The organism is Pseudomonas sp. S3_G06 (assembly GCF_054667565.1).
Map to the genome: position 1 here is coordinate 4,733,034 of NZ_CP162738.1, position 15,248 is coordinate 4,748,281.

At 61.6% G+C, this 15,248-nt stretch carries 13 protein-coding genes; 9 read left to right on the forward strand and 4 right to left on the reverse strand.

All coding sequences use genetic code 11. The annotated features are described in order from the left end of the window. Positions 1 to 66: 66 nt before the first annotated feature. The 3 genes from AB4N47_RS21080 to rpmE all read right to left on the reverse strand — a co-directional run bounded on the left by AB4N47_RS21080 (position 67) and on the right by rpmE (position 2,565). Positions 67 to 1,335: a malic enzyme-like NAD(P)-binding protein gene (locus tag AB4N47_RS21080; RefSeq protein ID WP_016772053.1), complete on the reverse strand. Its 1,269-nt coding sequence runs from the start codon at positions 1,333 to 1,335 to the stop codon at positions 67 to 69. A gap of 184 nt (positions 1,336 to 1,519) precedes the next feature. Continuing rightward, positions 1,520 to 2,302: a thermonuclease family protein gene (locus AB4N47_RS21085; protein WP_341638558.1), complete on the reverse strand. Its 783-nt coding sequence runs from the start codon at positions 2,300 to 2,302 to the stop codon at positions 1,520 to 1,522. 41 nt (positions 2,303 to 2,343) lie between these two features. Then, entirely contained in the window at positions 2,344 to 2,565 is a 222-nt protein-coding gene (gene rpmE, locus AB4N47_RS21090; RefSeq protein ID WP_016772055.1) for a 50S ribosomal protein L31, read from the reverse strand. Positions 2,566 to 2,849: 284 nt separating this feature from the next. Here rpmE and AB4N47_RS21095 point away from each other — a divergent pair, with 284 nt between their 5' ends. Next, entirely contained in the window at positions 2,850 to 5,069 is a 2,220-nt protein-coding gene (locus AB4N47_RS21095; RefSeq protein WP_460154333.1) for a primosomal protein N', read from the forward strand. A 90-nt stretch (positions 5,070 to 5,159) separates the two neighbouring features. Here the strand turns inward: AB4N47_RS21095 and AB4N47_RS21100 are convergent, their stop codons facing one another. After that, a complete protein-coding gene (locus tag AB4N47_RS21100; protein WP_258379936.1) occupies positions 5,160 to 5,282 on the reverse strand; it encodes a hypothetical protein in 123 nt (40 codons plus the stop codon). Between AB4N47_RS21100 and argS the strand changes: the two genes are divergently transcribed. From argS to phaC (AB4N47_RS21140), 8 genes are all read left to right on the forward strand, one after another. Beyond that, a complete protein-coding gene (gene argS / locus AB4N47_RS21105) occupies positions 5,281 to 7,017 on the forward strand; it encodes an arginine--tRNA ligase (protein WP_341638417.1) in 1,737 nt (578 codons plus the stop codon). The two genes, AB4N47_RS21100 and argS, sit on opposite strands and share 2 nt — an antisense overlap. A gap of 1 nt (position 7,018) precedes the next feature. After that, complete coding sequence (locus AB4N47_RS21110) at positions 7,019 to 7,729, forward strand: SPOR domain-containing protein (protein WP_016772059.1); 711 nt, start codon at positions 7,019 to 7,021, stop codon at positions 7,727 to 7,729. Positions 7,730 to 8,019: 290 nt separating this feature from the next. Continuing rightward, positions 8,020 to 8,550, forward strand: coding sequence for an ATP-dependent protease subunit HslV (gene hslV, locus AB4N47_RS21115; protein ID WP_007968352.1), 531 nt, complete (start codon positions 8,020 to 8,022; stop codon positions 8,548 to 8,550). 55 nt (positions 8,551 to 8,605) lie between these two features. Beyond that, positions 8,606 to 9,943: an ATP-dependent protease ATPase subunit HslU gene (gene hslU / locus AB4N47_RS21120; protein WP_016772060.1), complete on the forward strand. Its 1,338-nt coding sequence runs from the start codon at positions 8,606 to 8,608 to the stop codon at positions 9,941 to 9,943. A 77-nt stretch (positions 9,944 to 10,020) separates the two neighbouring features. After that, positions 10,021 to 10,392, forward strand: coding sequence for a gamma-butyrobetaine hydroxylase family protein (locus AB4N47_RS21125; RefSeq protein ID WP_341638416.1), 372 nt, complete (start codon positions 10,021 to 10,023; stop codon positions 10,390 to 10,392). Positions 10,393 to 10,649: 257 nt separating this feature from the next. Further along, positions 10,650 to 12,329 (forward strand): class II poly(R)-hydroxyalkanoic acid synthase, encoded by a 1,680-nt coding sequence (gene phaC / locus AB4N47_RS21130; protein ID WP_341638415.1) that lies wholly within the window; start codon positions 10,650 to 10,652, stop codon positions 12,327 to 12,329. 215 nt (positions 12,330 to 12,544) lie between these two features. Further along, positions 12,545 to 13,399, forward strand: a complete 855-nt coding sequence (gene phaZ / locus AB4N47_RS21135) for a poly(3-hydroxyalkanoate) depolymerase (protein WP_016772063.1) — start codon at positions 12,545 to 12,547, stop codon at positions 13,397 to 13,399. A gap of 140 nt (positions 13,400 to 13,539) precedes the next feature. Further along, positions 13,540 to 15,222, forward strand: a complete 1,683-nt coding sequence (phaC, locus tag AB4N47_RS21140; RefSeq protein ID WP_341638414.1) for a class II poly(R)-hydroxyalkanoic acid synthase — start codon at positions 13,540 to 13,542, stop codon at positions 15,220 to 15,222. Positions 15,223 to 15,248 lie beyond the last annotated feature (26 nt).

Consider the following 15,248-nt stretch of genomic DNA (forward strand, 5'->3'; position numbering starts at 1 on the left):
AGCTTGTAGCTTGTAGCCCATAAAAAAACCCAGCACCAGGCTGGGTTTTTTTATGGGCGGCTGCTTTTAACCGTTGAACACGTCATCCACGCTTTTCAGCGGGTAGTTCTTCGGATACGGCAGGGTGGCCACGCCGGTCTCGATCGCAGCCTTGGCCACGGCGTCGGAGATCAGGGTGATCAGGCGCTTGTCCATTGGTTTCGGAATGATGTACTCACGGCCGAATTCCAGCGGAGCACCGCCGTAGGCATCGCACACGTCCTGTGGAACAGGCAGTTTGGCCAGTTCGCGCAGGGCGTTGGCGGCGGCGACTTTCATTTCTTCGTTGATGCGCTTGGCGCGAACGTCCAGGGCACCACGGAAGATGAACGGGAAGCCCAGCACGTTGTTGACCTGGTTCGGGTAGTCCGAACGGCCGGTAGCCATGATCACGTCGCTACGGGTGGCGTGCGCCAGTTCCGGGGAGATTTCCGGATCCGGGTTGGAGCAGGCGAAGACGATCGGGTTGGCCGCCATCGACAGCAGGCCTTCGGCGCTCAGCAGGTTCGGACCGGACAGACCAACGAATACGTCAGCGCCTGCCAGTGCGTCTGCCAGGGTGCGCTTCTCGGTAGCGTGAGCGAACACGGCTTTGTACTGGTTCAGGTCGTCACGGCCGGAGTGGATCACGCCGGTACGGTCAACCATGAAGATGTTTTCGATGCGAGCGCCCATGCTCACCAGCAGTTTCATGCAGGAGATGGCGGCAGCGCCGGCGCCGAGGCAGACAATCTTCGCTTCCGGCAGGGTTTTGCCAGCGATTTCCAGGGCGTTGATCATGCCCGCAGCGGTCACGATCGCGGTGCCGTGCTGGTCATCGTGGAACACCGGAATATCGCACTGCTCGATCAGAGCGCGTTCGATCTCAAAGCACTCTGGCGCCTTGATGTCTTCCAGGTTGATGCCACCGAAGGTGATGGAGATGCGCTTGACGGTGTCGATGAAGGCCTGCGGGCTTTCCGAGTCGACTTCGATGTCGAATACATCGATACCGGCGAAGCGCTTGAACAGCACGCCTTTGCCTTCCATTACAGGCTTGGAAGCCAGTGGGCCGAGGTTGCCCAGGCCGAGAATCGCGGTGCCGTCGGAAATGACTGCCACCAGGTTGCCCTTGCCGGTGTATTTGTAGGCCAGTTCAGGATCGCGAGCGATCTCGCGTACTGGTTCAGCTACGCCGGGGCTGTAGGCCAGCGACAGGTCGCGGGCGGTAGCAGTGGCCTTGGTGAGCTCGACACTCAGCTTCCCCGGACGAGGATTGGCGTGGTATTCGAGAGCGGCAGTTTTCAGATCAGACATTTTGGCATTCCGCTTTTTTACTGTTGGACAGACTGGTCAGCGAGGATACGCGCCTCGCAAAGTCCCCACAAGACTGGGCAGTCACCGCTGTCAAGCGCCCTGCCCTACGACTTTGGGCCAAGAGCCACGGCGCACAAGGGCTGGACTGTTCACAATCAGCCGTAAAAATGTCTACAATTTTTCTTCAGCGCGATACTTCCAGCATCGAAGGATCGGTCAACGGCAGCAACCAGCGCGCCTGACCTTTTTGCAGACCACCGCGCCGGGATCGGTCAACCACCCAGCCACGCGCCTCGATCTGCCTGCCTTTCAATGCTTGCAAACCAGCACTGTCAAATTGTCCGACCAGATTGGGTGCAACCCGCAATACAAGCGTGTCCTGCAACTCGATCCAGATTCCGCCGCGATTGCGCTGCACCTTGCTCACCCGACCGCTGACTACGGCAAAGCCCGAACGCTGGATCTGCTGCGCTTTCTGGACCGGCGATTGCCGCCAGAGACCAAGTCCGGCCTGCCGCGCGCTGCGTTCGGCGGTCTGTTGGCAGGCGACCAGATCGACGTTCGGCGCCACCGCAACGTGAAAACCAAGACCATCAGCAAGCATCTGCGCTTCGAGATTGACTCCGCTGACGCTGTAAACATGCGCCAGCGTACGGTCGTAATGGTCTTTCGCCTGCTTGCCGGGCCGCAGACCGACCCGGCCGCCGCTGTCATCGACCAGCGTTTGCAGGCGTTTGCGCGCCGCCACGGCGAACGGTTCGTCGCTGCGGCCCTGCTTGCCCAGCTCCGGCGTATTGAGGCCGATCATGCGCACATTGCGCCCGTCGCTCAGACGCAGGGTGTCGCCATCGACCACCCGCTGCACGGAAACGCTGGCCAGACCTGCGGGTGCCGGACAAAAGGCCTGGGCGGCGGACAGCCAAATCGCAGACACAAAAAAGGCGCCCGCAAGGGACGCCTTTTTCATCAGTCTGGAGAAGTCGAAGCGACCTTCCAAAATGATCAGCCTCAGGCTTTTTTGCCGACGCCGAAAGTAGCGAAACGGTCTGCGAACTTCTGCACACGGCCGCCGGTGTCCAGAGTCTTCTGCTTACCGGTGTAGAACGGGTGGCATTCGTTGCAAACGTCGATCGCCAGGGCTTTGCCGTAGGTCGAACGAGTTTCGAACTTGTTACCGCAGCTGCAGGTAACAGCGATTTCCGGGTAGTTCGGATGGATTTCGGCTTTCATGGTGTCTTCCTCAGGCTAGCGTGCCGCCACCCAACACTATTGTTGAATACCGCACGTAATTAGGCCGCGGATTCTACCAGACCTTTTCAATCGCGCAAGCTGTCACCGAGACCGACCGTCTGCTAGGCTCCCGGCCTTGAACGCATTCCCCTGTGGGAGCGAGCCTGCTCGCGAAGGCGCCATGGCAGTCGACACATGTGTTGCCTGACCCACCGCCTTCGCGAGCAGGCTCGCTCCCACAGGTCATGCATATCCGATCATTTTGCGTATCGAGATCCCCCCGCGTGCCCGACGCCATTCTGCGCCTTGCCCTGCCTTCGCCTTTGCGCCGCCTGTTCGATTACCGGGCGCCGGCCGGGGTGCGGCGCGAGCAATTGCAGCCGGGCATGCGCCTGCGGGTGCCGTTCGGCCGGCGCGAGATGATCGGCATTCTGGTCGAGATCACCGACTCCAGCGAAGTGCCGGCAGAAAAACTCAAGCCGGCGCTGGCCCTGCTCGACACGACTTCGCCACTGCCGCCAGCGCTGTTCAAGCTGTGCCTGTGGACCGCGCAGTATTACCAGCACAGCCTCGGCGACACCTTGAACTGGGCCTTGCCAGTATTGCTGCGTCAGGGCGAGTTGGCCGAGGCCCGGCAGGAACGCTTCTGGTCGATCGCCCCCGGCGCCAGCGTTGACGACCCGCGAGTGGCCCGTGCGCCACGCCAGCGCGAGGCGCTGACCACGCTGGCCCAGCACCCCCACGGCGTCGCCCATCAGTTGTTGAGCAAACTGATGCTGAGCAAGGACAGCCTCGATCTGCTGCTGGCCAAGGGGCTGGTGCAGGTCGAAATCCGCCGCCACGCCCCCGGCGCTCGCCATGAACACTGGCTGGCGCAACCGGAGCTGCCGCTCAACAGTGAACAACGCGCGGCGTATCAAGCGATTCGCGCCAGCTTCGACAGTTATCACGCCTTCCTGTTGGCCGGCGTCACCGGCAGCGGCAAGACCGAAGTCTATCTGCAACTGATTCGCGAGACCCTCGAAGCCGGCAAACAGGCACTGGTGCTGATCCCGGAAATCAACCTCGGCCCGCAGACCCTGGCGCGTTTCGAACAGCGCTTCAACGCGCGCATCGCCCTGCTGCACTCGGCGGTAAATGATCGCGAACGCCTGGAAGCCTGGCTCGCCGCCCGTGATGGCGAGGCCGACATTATTATCGGCACCCGTTCGGCGCTGTTCACGCCAATGAAAAATCCCGGGCTGATCATCATCGATGAAGAGCACGACGGTTCCTATAAACAGCAGGAAGGTCTGCGCTACCACGCTCGCGATCTGGCGCTGGTACGCGCACGGCAGGAAAACATCCCGATCGTGCTCGGCTCCGCCACGCCGTCGCTGGAAAGTCTGCACAACGCTTACACCGGCCGCTACGGCCTGCTGCGCCTGAACGAGCGCGCCGGCGGCGCCAAGCAACCGCGTTTCCTGCGTCTGGACGTGAAAAGCCGTCCGCTCGACAGTGGTATTTCCGGGCCGATGCAGCAAGCCATCGGCCAGACCCTCGCCAACGGCCAGCAGGTGCTGGTGTTCCTCAACCGGCGCGGCTTTGCCCCGACCCTGCTCTGCCACGATTGCGGCTGGATGTCCGAATGCTCGCGCTGCGATGCGCGCATGACCGTGCACCAGCGTTACGGCGAGTTGCGCTGTCACCACTGCGGCAACGTTGAGCGCACACCGCGCCAATGCCCGAAATGCAGCAAGGTCGATCTGCGCCCGGTCGGCGCCGGTACCGAACGCGCCGAAGAACGCTTGGCGATTCTGTTCCCGGATTACCCGGTACTGCGCGTCGATCGCGACAGCACTTCGCGCAAGGACGCGATGAATCAGCTGTTTGCGACGATTCAAAAGGGTCAGCCGTGCATTCTGGTCGGCACGCAGATGTTGGCCAAAGGGCACCATTTCCCAAGGGTGACGCTGGTATCGATTCTGGATGCCGACGGTGGCCTGTTTTCCGGCGACTTCCGCGCCAGCGAGCGCATGGCGCAGTTGATCGTGCAGGTCGCCGGGCGCGCCGGCCGGGCTGAGGAGCCGGGCAAGGTGATCATCCAGACGCATTTGGCCGACCACCCTTTATTGGTGCAACTGACCGAGCAGGGTTATTTCGCCTTCGCCGAACAAGCCTTGAGCGAACGCCGCGCGGCCGGGTTGCCGCCGTTTGCCCATCTGGCGCTGCTGCGCGCCGAAGCGCACAAGCCGGGGCAGGCGGAAGGTTTTCTCGACGAAGCGTGCAGCGCGGCCGAACGCCTGCTGGCCGAATTGAATCTGAGCGGCATCGAGCTGCTCGGGCCGGTGCCGGCACCGATGGAGCGCCGCGCCGGGCGTTATCGCGCGCAACTGTTGTTGCAGGCGACCGCCCGGGCGCCGTTGCATCGCTTGCTGGCGAGCTGGATGCTGGCGCTGGAGCAGATGCCGAGTGGGCGGGCAGTGCGCTGGTCGCTGGATGTTGATCCCGTCGACTTGTACTGATTGATCGATTGCTATCGCTGGCAAGCCAGCTCCCACAGGGACTGCGCCGCTCTTGTGGGAGCTGGCTTGCCAGCGATAACGGTCGAATTGTCACCACAAACCCATAAGCTGCCTGCTAAGGTTGGCAAGCCCGTCTTCGCAACGGATAATGCCCAGTTTTTCCACCCGCGCATCGATGCGCCCGCCGCGCTTGCGGTCGAAAGAGAAGACCATGAAAGACACCATTCGCCAGCTGATCCAGCAAGCCCTCACCCAACTCGTCAACGAAGGTGTGTTGCCTGAAGGCCTGACGCCGGCGATCCAGGTGGAGAACGCCCGCGACAAGACCCACGGCGACTTCGCCAGCAACATCGCCATGATGCTGGCCAAGCCGGCCGGCATGAAGCCGCGCGATCTGGCGGAGAAAATCATCGCCGCCCTGCCCGCTGACGAGAACGTCACCAAGGCCGAGATCGCCGGCCCGGGCTTCATCAATTTCTTCCAGAACACCCAGGCCCTGGCCTCGCGCCTCGACGCCGCGCTGGCCGACGCCCGTTTCGGCGTGCGCAAGGCCGGCCCGGCGCAGCGCACCGTGGTCGATCTGTCGGCGCCGAACCTGGCCAAAGAGATGCACGTCGGCCACTTGCGCTCGACCATCATCGGCGACGGCGTGGCCCGGGTGCTTGAGTTCCTCGGCGACGAGGTGATCCGCCAGAATCACGTCGGCGACTGGGGCACTCAGTTCGGCATGCTGATGGCTTATCTGCAGGAAAACCCGATCACCAGCGACGAGCTGTCCGACCTGGAAAACTTCTACCGTGCGGCCAAGCAGCGTTTCGACGAGTCCGAAGAATTCGCCGACCGCGCCCGTGGCCTGGTGGTCAAGTTGCAGGCTGGCGATGCCGAATGCCTGGCGCTGTGGACCAAGTTCAAGGACATCTCGCTGTCGCACTGCCAGAAGATCTACGAACTGCTCAACGTCAAACTGACCATGGCCGACGTGATGGGCGAAAGTGCCTATAACGATGACCTGATCAATGTGGTCAACGATCTCAAGGCTGCCGGCATGCTGGTCGAGAGCAACGGCGCCCAGTGCGTGTTCCTCGACGAGTTCAAGAACGCCGATGGCGATCCGCTGCCGGTGATCATCGTCAAGGCCGATGGCGGTTACCTGTACGCCACCACTGACCTGGCGGCCGTGCGCTACCGCAGCGGCAAGCTCAAGGCTGATCGCGCGCTGTATTTCGTCGATCAGCGCCAGGCCCTGCACTTCCAGCAAGTCTTCGCTGTTGCGCGCAAGGCCGGTTTCGTCACCCATCCGATGGAAATGGAGCACATGGGGTTCGGCACCATGAACGGCGCCGATGGCCGTCCATTCAAGACCCGTGATGGCGGCACCGTGAAGCTGATCGATCTGCTCACCGAAGCCCAGGAACGCGCCTACAACCTGGTGAAAGAGAAGAACCCGACCCTGGCCGAAGACGAGTTGCGCAACATCGCCAAGGTCGTCGGCATCGGCGCGGTGAAATACGCCGACCTGTCCAAGCATCGCACCAGCGACTACAGCTTCAACTTCGACCTGATGCTCAATTTCGAAGGCAACACCGCGCCGTATCTGCTGTACGCCTACACCCGCGTGGCCGGTGTGTTCCGCAAACTGGGCAAGGACTTCAGCGAAGTCGACGGCCAGATCGTCCTCGAAGCGGCGCACGAGCAAGAGCTGGCGGCGAAGCTGGCGCAGTTCGGCGAAGTGTTGAACAACGTCGCTGAAAAAGGCACGCCGCACATTCTCTGCACCTACCTGTACGACGTCGCCGGCCTGTTCTCCAGCTTCTACGAGAACTGCCCGATCCTCGCCGCCGACACCCCGGCGCAGATGCAGAGCCGTCTGCGTCTGGCCGCACTGACCGGTCGCACCCTCAAGCAAGGCCTGGAGCTGTTGGGTCTGGAAACTCTGGAGCGTATGTAAGTTGGCTGCCAAGAAAAAACCTGCACCCAAACGCGGCGCCAGCCGCTATCAGGCCCCGGCGAAACAACCGATTCCGGGCTGGCTGTGGATGGCCATCGGCCTGACCGTCGGCGCGTTCATCGTGTTTCTGATGAAACTGGAACCGGGCAAGGGCAGCGACACGGTCAAGCGCGAGAAGGTCGAGCAACAGCAGAAAGCGTCGAAGATTGCCGAGGCCAACAAGACCCCGCCGAGCCCGACGCAACCGGTGAAGCCGAAGTACGACTTCTACACCTTGCTGCCGGAATCGGAAGTGATCGTGCCGCCGGACGCGGTACCGGAGAAGACCCTGCCGACGCCGCAAGTGCCGGCCATCCCGACCACGCCGGTGACCCCGGCCGAAGCGGCGAAGATCGACACCGCACGGGCGCAGGCAGCCTTGGCGGGTATCACGCCGCCGCCAGCGCCGCCAGTGAGCAAGGCCGCGCCAGTGACCAAGTTCTTCCTCCAGGCCGGTTCGTTCCGCAAGGAAACCGATGCTGACAAGGTGCGTGCGCAGATCATTCTGCTCGGCCAAGCCGTCGCGGTGGAGTCCGGCACGGTCAAGGATGAAACCTGGTACCGCGTCTTGGTCGGGCCGTTCAGCAACCGTGAACAACTGACCACGGCGCAGAAACAACTGGCTGGTGCGGGCTTCAGTAACCTGTTGTTACAACAACGTCAGAGCCGCTAAGGCTCTCAGAGGTCAGCTGCAACTTGCAGGTGACCTTCAAACTTTGTGGTGAGGGGATTTACCCCCGTTTGGCTGCGAAGCAGCCCTGAAACCAGCCATTGCGGTGCAGCAGGCATACCGCAAATGATGGTTTCGCGACTGCTCCGCAGCCGAACGGGGATAAATCCCCTCGCCACAGTCATCACACACACCATTCGTCTCCCATCGTCCCTGCCGGTTGAAATCCCCTCCAGCACCCCCATATGAATGGGCATAAGGCATTTTCGCCCCGCTGCGTGGAGACTCTTCCCTTGACCACCATCGTTTCAGTCCGCCGCCACGGCAAAGTCGTCATGGGCGGCGACGGCCAGGTTTCTCTCGGCAACACCGTGATGAAAGGCAACGCCAAAAAGGTCCGTCGCCTTTACCACGGCCAGGTCATCGCCGGTTTCGCCGGTGCCACCGCCGACGCCTTTACCCTGTTCGAACGTTTCGAAGGCCAGCTCGAAAAACATCAGGGTCACCTGATCCGCGCCGCTGTCGAACTCGCCAAAGAATGGCGCACCGACCGCTCCCTGAGCCGCCTCGAAGCGATGCTCGCGGTTGCCAACAAGGATGCTTCGCTGATCATCACCGGCAACGGTGACGTGGTCGAACCCGAAGATGGCCTGATCGCCATGGGTTCCGGCGGCGCCTACGCGCAAGCCGCCGCCAGCGCCCTGCTGAAAAAGACCGACCTGTCGGCGCGCGAGATCGTCGAAACCGCTCTCGGCATCGCTGGCGACATCTGTGTATTCACCAACCACACCCAGACCATTGAGGAGCAGGATCTCGCTGAATAAGCCTGTTGCGGCCCGTGTGCCACGGCTTGTTTCTGCTTGAGGACCGTCAATTACTATGTCCATGACTCCCCGCGAAATCGTCCACGAACTCAACCGCCACATCATCGGCCAGGACGATGCCAAGCGCGCCGTCGCGATTGCCCTGCGCAACCGCTGGCGCCGCATGCAGCTGCCTGAAGAGCTGCGCGTTGAGGTGACCCCGAAGAACATCCTGATGATCGGCCCGACCGGTGTCGGTAAAACCGAGATCGCCCGTCGCCTGGCGAAACTGGCCAATGCGCCGTTCATCAAGGTCGAAGCGACCAAATTCACCGAAGTCGGTTATGTCGGCCGTGACGTCGAGTCGATCATCCGTGATCTGGCCGATGCCGCGATCAAGATGCTCCGCGAGCAGGAAATGACCCGCGTACGCCACCGCGCCGAAGACGCCGCCGAGGATCGCATCCTCGACGCGTTGCTGCCGCCGGCACGCATGGGCTTCAGCAACGAAGAAGCGCCGAGCTCCGATTCCAACACGCGTCAGCTATTCCGCAAGCGCCTGCGCGAAGGCCAGTTGGACGACAAGGAAATCGAGATCGAAGTCGCCGAAGTCTCCGGCATCGAAATCGCCACGCCGCCAGGCATGGAAGAGATGACCAACCAGCTGCAATCGCTGTTTGCCAACATGGGCAAGGGCAAGAAGAAGTCGCGCAAGCTCAAGGTCAAGGAAGCGCTGAAACTGGTGCGCGATGAAGAAGCCGGGCGTCTGGTCAACGAAGAAGAGCTGAAGGCCAAGGCGCTGGAAGCGGTCGAGCAGCACGGTATCGTCTTCATCGACGAAATCGACAAGGTCGCCAAGCGCGGCAATGTCGGCGGCGCCGATGTCTCCCGCGAAGGCGTACAGCGCGACCTGCTGCCGCTGATCGAGGGCTGCACCGTCAATACCAAACTGGGCATGGTCAAGACTGACCACATCCTGTTCATCGCCTCCGGTGCGTTCCACCTGAGCAAGCCAAGCGATCTGGTGCCGGAGCTGCAAGGCCGTCTGCCGATCCGCGTCGAGCTCAAGGCGCTGAGCCCGGAAGACTTCGAACGCATCCTCAGCGAACCGCACGCCTCGCTCACCGAGCAATACTGCGCGCTGCTGAAAACCGAAGGCCTGAACATCCAGTTCCAGCCCGAAGGCATCAAGCGTCTGGCGGAGATCGCCTGGCAGGTCAACGAGAAAACCGAGAACATCGGTGCGCGTCGCCTGCACACCCTGCTTGAGCGCCTGCTCGAAGAGGTGTCGTTCAGCGCCGGCGACCTCGCCAGCGCCCACGATGACAAGGCGATTCTGATCGACGCCGACTACGTCAACAGCCACCTCGGCGAATTGGCGCAGAACGAAGATCTGTCCCGCTACATTCTGTAGAGCGGCAAGCTACAAGCTACAAGCGGCAAGCTGAGTTAAGCTTGCAACTTGTAGCTTGCAGCTAAAGGCTGTTTTTCATGATTCCCACCGACATCAAACTGCACAAAGCCTCGAAAACCCTGACGCTCACTTACGCGTCCGGCGAGGAATTCACCCTGCCCGCCGAGTTTCTGCGTGTGCACTCCCCCTCCGCCGAGGTCCAGGGCCACGGCAAACCGATCCTGCAATTCGGCAAGCTCAACGTGGGTCTGAGCAAGCTGGAACCGGCTGGCAACTATGCACTGAAACTGACCTTCGACGACGGTCACGACAGCGGCCTGTTCACTTGGGAATACCTCTACGAGCTCGGCAAGCGCCAGACCGAACTCTGGGACGATTATCTCGCCGAGCTGCAGGCCGCCGGAAAATCCCGCGATCCGGACGAGTCGTTCGTCAAGCTGATGCTCTAGTCCGTGGCTCTTGCTCTTTAGAGGGCATTTTCTAACTTCATCTGTTTGAATGCTCCGCTCACGCAGCCCAGGATGGGCCGCTTGCGAAAAAAATTAAACTCGGGTAACCAATGGAGCTGGCAAGTTCCCTGCAGTGCTCTACGACTGTAAAGCAGCTATGCAGAATCAACGGTCACCCGAGCAGTAGTACCCGGCATTGGCTGTGGAAGCGACAGCGTGAAACCGGGTACTCGTCTCAGGACAATGGAGCGTCGTAGATGAGTGACAAGAATAACGATGACCTGAAGTACCAAGCCTCGGAAAACACCCTGGGGCTTAACCCCGTCGTCGGGCTGCGCGGAAAGGATCTGCTGGCCTCTGCTCGAATGGTGCTGAAACAGGCCATCAGACAACCGATTCACAGCGTCAGGCACGTGACCCATTTCGGGCTCGAACTGAAAAACGTGCTGCTGGGGAAATCCGCGCTGCAACCGGCCGGTGACGACCGCCGTTTCGCCGACCCGGCGTGGAGCCAGAACCCGCTGTACAAACGTTATCTGCAAACCTACCTGGCCTGGCGCAAGGAACTGCATGCCTGGATTGATGACAGCAGCCTGTCCGCCAAGGACATCGCTCGCGGCCATTTCGTCATCAACCTGATGACCGAAGCCATGGCGCCGACCAATACGGCGGCCAATCCGGCGGCGGTCAAACGCTTCTTCGAAACCGGCGGCAAGAGCCTGCTCGATGGCCTCTCGCATCTGGCCAAGGATCTGGTGCACAACGGCGGCATGCCGAGCCAGGTCAACATGGGCGCGTTCGAAGTCGGCAAGAGCCTCGGCGTCACCGAAGGCGCGGTGGTGTTCCGCAATGATGTGCTGGAGCTGATCCAGTACCGGCCGATCACCGAGCAGGTCCATGAGCGCCCGCTGCTGGTAGTGCCGCCGCAGATCAACAAGTTCTACGTTTTCGACTTGAGTCCGGACAAAAGCCTGGCGCGCTTCTGCCTGCGCAACAATGTGCCGACCTTCATCATCAGCTGGCGCAACCCGACCAAGGCCCAGCGCGAGTGGGGCCTGTCGACGTATATCGAAGCGCTGAAGGAAGCGGTCGACGTGGTCACGGCGATCACCGGCAGCAAAGATGTGAACATGCTCGGCGCCTGTTCCGGCGGCATCACCTGTACCGCCCTGCTCGGCCACTACGCCGCGCTCGGCGAGAACAAGGTCAACGCCCTCACCCTGCTGGTCAGCGTGCTCGACACCACTCTGGACAGCGATGTCGCCCTGTTCGTCGATGAGCAGACCCTGGAGACCGCCAAGCGCCACTCCTACCAGGCCGGCGTGCTCGAAGGCAAAGACATGGCCAAGGTCTTCGCCTGGATGCGCCCCAACGATCTGATCTGGAACTACTGGGTCAACAACTACCTGCTCGGCAACGAGCCGCCGGTGTTCGACATCCTGTTCTGGAACAACGACACCACCCGCCTGCCCGCTGCGTTCCACGGCGACCTGATCGAGATGTTCAAAAACAATCCACTGATCCGCCCCAATGCACTGGAAGTGTGCGGCACGCCGATCGACCTCAAGCAGGTCACCGCCGACATCTTCTCGCTGGCCGGCACCAACGATCACATCACGCCGTGGAAGTCCTGCTACAAGTCGGCGCAACTGTTCGGCGGCAAAGTCGAATTCGTGCTGTCGAGCAGCGGCCATATCCAGAGCATCCTCAACCCGCCGGGCAATCCGAAGTCGCGCTACATGACCAGCGAAGAGATGGCGCCGACCGCCGATGACTGGCAGGAAAATTCGACCAAGCACACCGATTCCTGGTGGCTGTACTGGCAGGCATGGCTGGCCGAACGCTCGGGCAACCTGAAAAAGGCCCCGACGAAACTGGGCAACAAAGCGTACCCGGCAGGCGAGGCTTCGCCGGGCACTTATGTTCACGAACGGTAACTGACACCACCCATTGTGGGAGAGGGCCTTGTGGCGAGGGGATTTATCCCCGTTCGGCTGCGAAGCAGTCGTGAATCGACTAGCCGCGATCAGTCTGACAAATCGCGGTTTCAGGATTCGGGGTCGCTTCGCAACCCAACGGGGATAAATCCCCTCACCACAAGGCCCGCTCCTACAGGAATACGGGTGGACTTGAAATCTACAGGGCCTGAAGCATGCCGCAACCGTTCATATTCCGCACCGTCGATCTGGATGGCCAGACCCTTCGCACGGCGGTGCGTCCCGGCAAGCCTCATTTGACGCCTCTGCTGATTTTCAACGGCATCGGCGCCAACCTGGAGCTGGTGTTCCCGTTTGTCGCGGCGCTCGACCCGGATCTGGAAGTGATCGCCTTCGACGTCCCCGGGGTCGGCGGGTCGTCGACGCCGAACCGACCGTATCGCTTCCCCGGCCTGGCCAAACTGACGGCGCGGATGCTCGACTATCTCGACTACGGTCAGGTCAATGTGATCGGCGTGTCGTGGGGCGGCGCCCTGGCGCAGCAGTTTGCCTACGACTACCCCGAGCGCTGCAAGAAACTGGTACTGGCGGCGACCGCGGCCGGTGCGGTGATGGTCCCGGGCAAGCCGAAAGTGCTGTGGATGATGGCCAGCCCGCGCCGCTACATCCAGCCATCCCATGTGATCCGCATCGCGCCGATGATCTACGGCGGCTCGTTCCGCCGCGACCCGACGCTGGCGGCCAGCCATGCGGCGAAAGTGCGCTCGGCGGGCAAGCTCGGCTACTACTGGCAGCTGTTCGCAGGCCTCGGCTGGACCAGCATCCACTGGCTGCACAAGATCCATCAGCCAACGCTGGTGCTGGCCGGCGATGACGACCCACTGATCCCGCTGATCAACATGCGCATGCTCGCCTGGCGCATTCCCAATGCGCAGTTGCACATCATCGATGACGGCCATCTGTTCCTGATTACCCGCGCCGAAGCGGTGGCGCCGATCATCATGAAGTTTCTCGAAGAGGAGCGTCTGCGCGCAGTCATGCACCCGCATCCGACCCCGCTGGGCGGCTGATCGCGGCGGCCTGCTTTATGCAGCACTTTCCAAATCAAGCGCGCGGCAGGACGCCGCGCAGGCAGCAACCGGTAACAGCGTCTATGGTGTTCTGGTTCGGTGAGTGTGTTTTTGCCCTGAAGACGAAGGAGTGTTGAGTCATGCGCGAAAAACCAGCGACGGGCGTGGTGCCCAGCCCCGCCGTGTTTATCAACGCCCAGAGTGCGATCGCCGGTCTGCGTGGCAGGGACCTGCTGTCGACACTGCGCAGCGTCGCCGCCCACGGCTTGCGCAATCCGTTGCACAGCGCAAAGCATGCGCTGAAGCTTGGCGGACAGTTGGGCCGCGTACTGCTCGGCGAAACCCTGCACCCGACCAATCCGCAAGACAGCCGCTTCGCCGATCCGGCGTGGAGCCTCAACCCGTTCTACCGACGCAGCCTGCAGGCTTATCTGGCCTGGCAGAAACAGGTCAAGAGCTGGATCGATGAAGGCGACATGAGCCCTGAAGATCGTGCCCGTGCGCACTTCGCTTTCACCCTGCTCAATGACGCTGTGGCGCCGTCCAACACTCTGCTCAATCCGCTGGCGGTCAAGGAGTTGTTCAATTCCGGCGGGCAGAGTCTGGTGCGTGGCCTGAGCCATCTGTTCGATGATCTGCTGCACAACGACGGCCTGCCACGGCAAGTGACCAAGCAGGCGTTCGAGGTCGGCAAAACCGTGGCGACCACCAGCGGATCGGTGGTGTTTCGCAATGAAATGTTCGAGCTGATCCAGTACAAATCGATGAGCGAAAAGCAGTACGCCAAACCGCTGCTGGTGGTGCCACCGCAAATCAACAAGTACTACATCTTCGATCTGAGCCCGCAGAACAGCTTCGTCCAGTACGCCCTGAAAAACAGCCTGCAAACCTTCATGATCAGTTGGCGCAATCCTGATGTGCGCCATCGCGAGTGGGGCCTGTCGAGTTACGTCGAAGCGGTCGAAGAAGCGATGAACATCTGCCGGGCGATTACCGGCACCCGCGAAGTCAACCTGATGGGAGCCTGCGCCGGCGGCCTGACCATCGCCGCCCTGCAAGGGCATTTGCAGGCCAAACGGCAACTGCGCCGGGTCGCCAGCGCGACGTATCTGGTCAGTCTGCTCGACAGCCAGATCGAAACCCCGGCCACGCTGTTCGCCGACGAGCAAACACTGGAAGCGGCCAAGCGTCGCTCGTATCAGCGAGGCGTGCTCGAGGGTCGCGACATGGCCAAAGTCTTCGCCTGGATGCGCCCCAACGATTTGATCTGGAGCTATTTCGTCAACAACTACTTGCTGGGCAAGGAGCCGCCCGCTTTCGACATTCTCTACTGGAACAATGACAACACCCGCCTGCCGGCGGCGCTGCACGGCGATCTGCTGGACTTCTTCAAGCACAACCCGCTGATCCACGCAGGCGGTCTAGAAGTGTGCGGTACGCCGATCGATCTGCAGAAGGTCAATGTCGACAGCTTCAGCGTCGCCGGCATGAACGACCACATCACGCCATGGGACGCGGTGTATCGCTCGACCCTTCTGCTCGGTGGCGAACGACGTTTCGTGCTGTCCAACAGCGGCCACGTGCAGAGCATCCTCAACCCGCCGAGCAACCCGAAAGCTGCCTACGTCGAAAACGCCAAACTGAGCAGTGACCCGCGCGCCTGGTACTACGATGCCAGACACGTCGACGGCAGCTGGTGGCCGCAGTGGCTGGAATGGGTCGCGCAGCGCTCCGGCGCCCTTAACGAGACCCGCACAACACTGGGTAACCCGAACTATCCACCGATGGAAGCGGCACCCGGCACCTATGTGCATGTGCGCTGACGCTCAACCGAAATTTTCTAAGAAGA

Bases quoted from the DNA above. Each gene is read 5' to 3' on its own strand.
- AB4N47_RS21080 (WP_016772053.1), bottom strand. From the start codon at position 1,335: ATGTCTGATCTGAAAACTGCCGCTCTCGAATACCACGCCAATCCTCGT.
- AB4N47_RS21085 (WP_341638558.1), bottom strand. From the start codon at position 2,302: ATGAAAAAGGCGTCCCTTGCGGGCGCCTTTTTTGTGTCTGCGATTTGG.
- phaC (WP_341638414.1), top strand. From the start codon at position 13,540: ATGCGCGAAAAACCAGCGACGGGCGTGGTGCCCAGCCCCGCCGTGTTT.
- AB4N47_RS21100 (WP_258379936.1), bottom strand. From the start codon at position 5,282: ATGGTCTTCTCTTTCGACCGCAAGCGCGGCGGGCGCATCGATGCGCGG.
- rpmE (WP_016772055.1), bottom strand. From the start codon at position 2,565: ATGAAAGCCGAAATCCATCCGAACTACCCGGAAATCGCTGTTACCTGC.
- phaC (WP_341638415.1), top strand. From the start codon at position 10,650: ATGAGTGACAAGAATAACGATGACCTGAAGTACCAAGCCTCGGAAAAC.
- AB4N47_RS21125 (WP_341638416.1), top strand. From the start codon at position 10,021: ATGATTCCCACCGACATCAAACTGCACAAAGCCTCGAAAACCCTGACG.
- argS (WP_341638417.1), top strand. From the start codon at position 5,281: ATGAAAGACACCATTCGCCAGCTGATCCAGCAAGCCCTCACCCAACTC.
- hslU (WP_016772060.1), top strand. From the start codon at position 8,606: ATGTCCATGACTCCCCGCGAAATCGTCCACGAACTCAACCGCCACATC.
- phaZ (WP_016772063.1), top strand. From the start codon at position 12,545: ATGCCGCAACCGTTCATATTCCGCACCGTCGATCTGGATGGCCAGACC.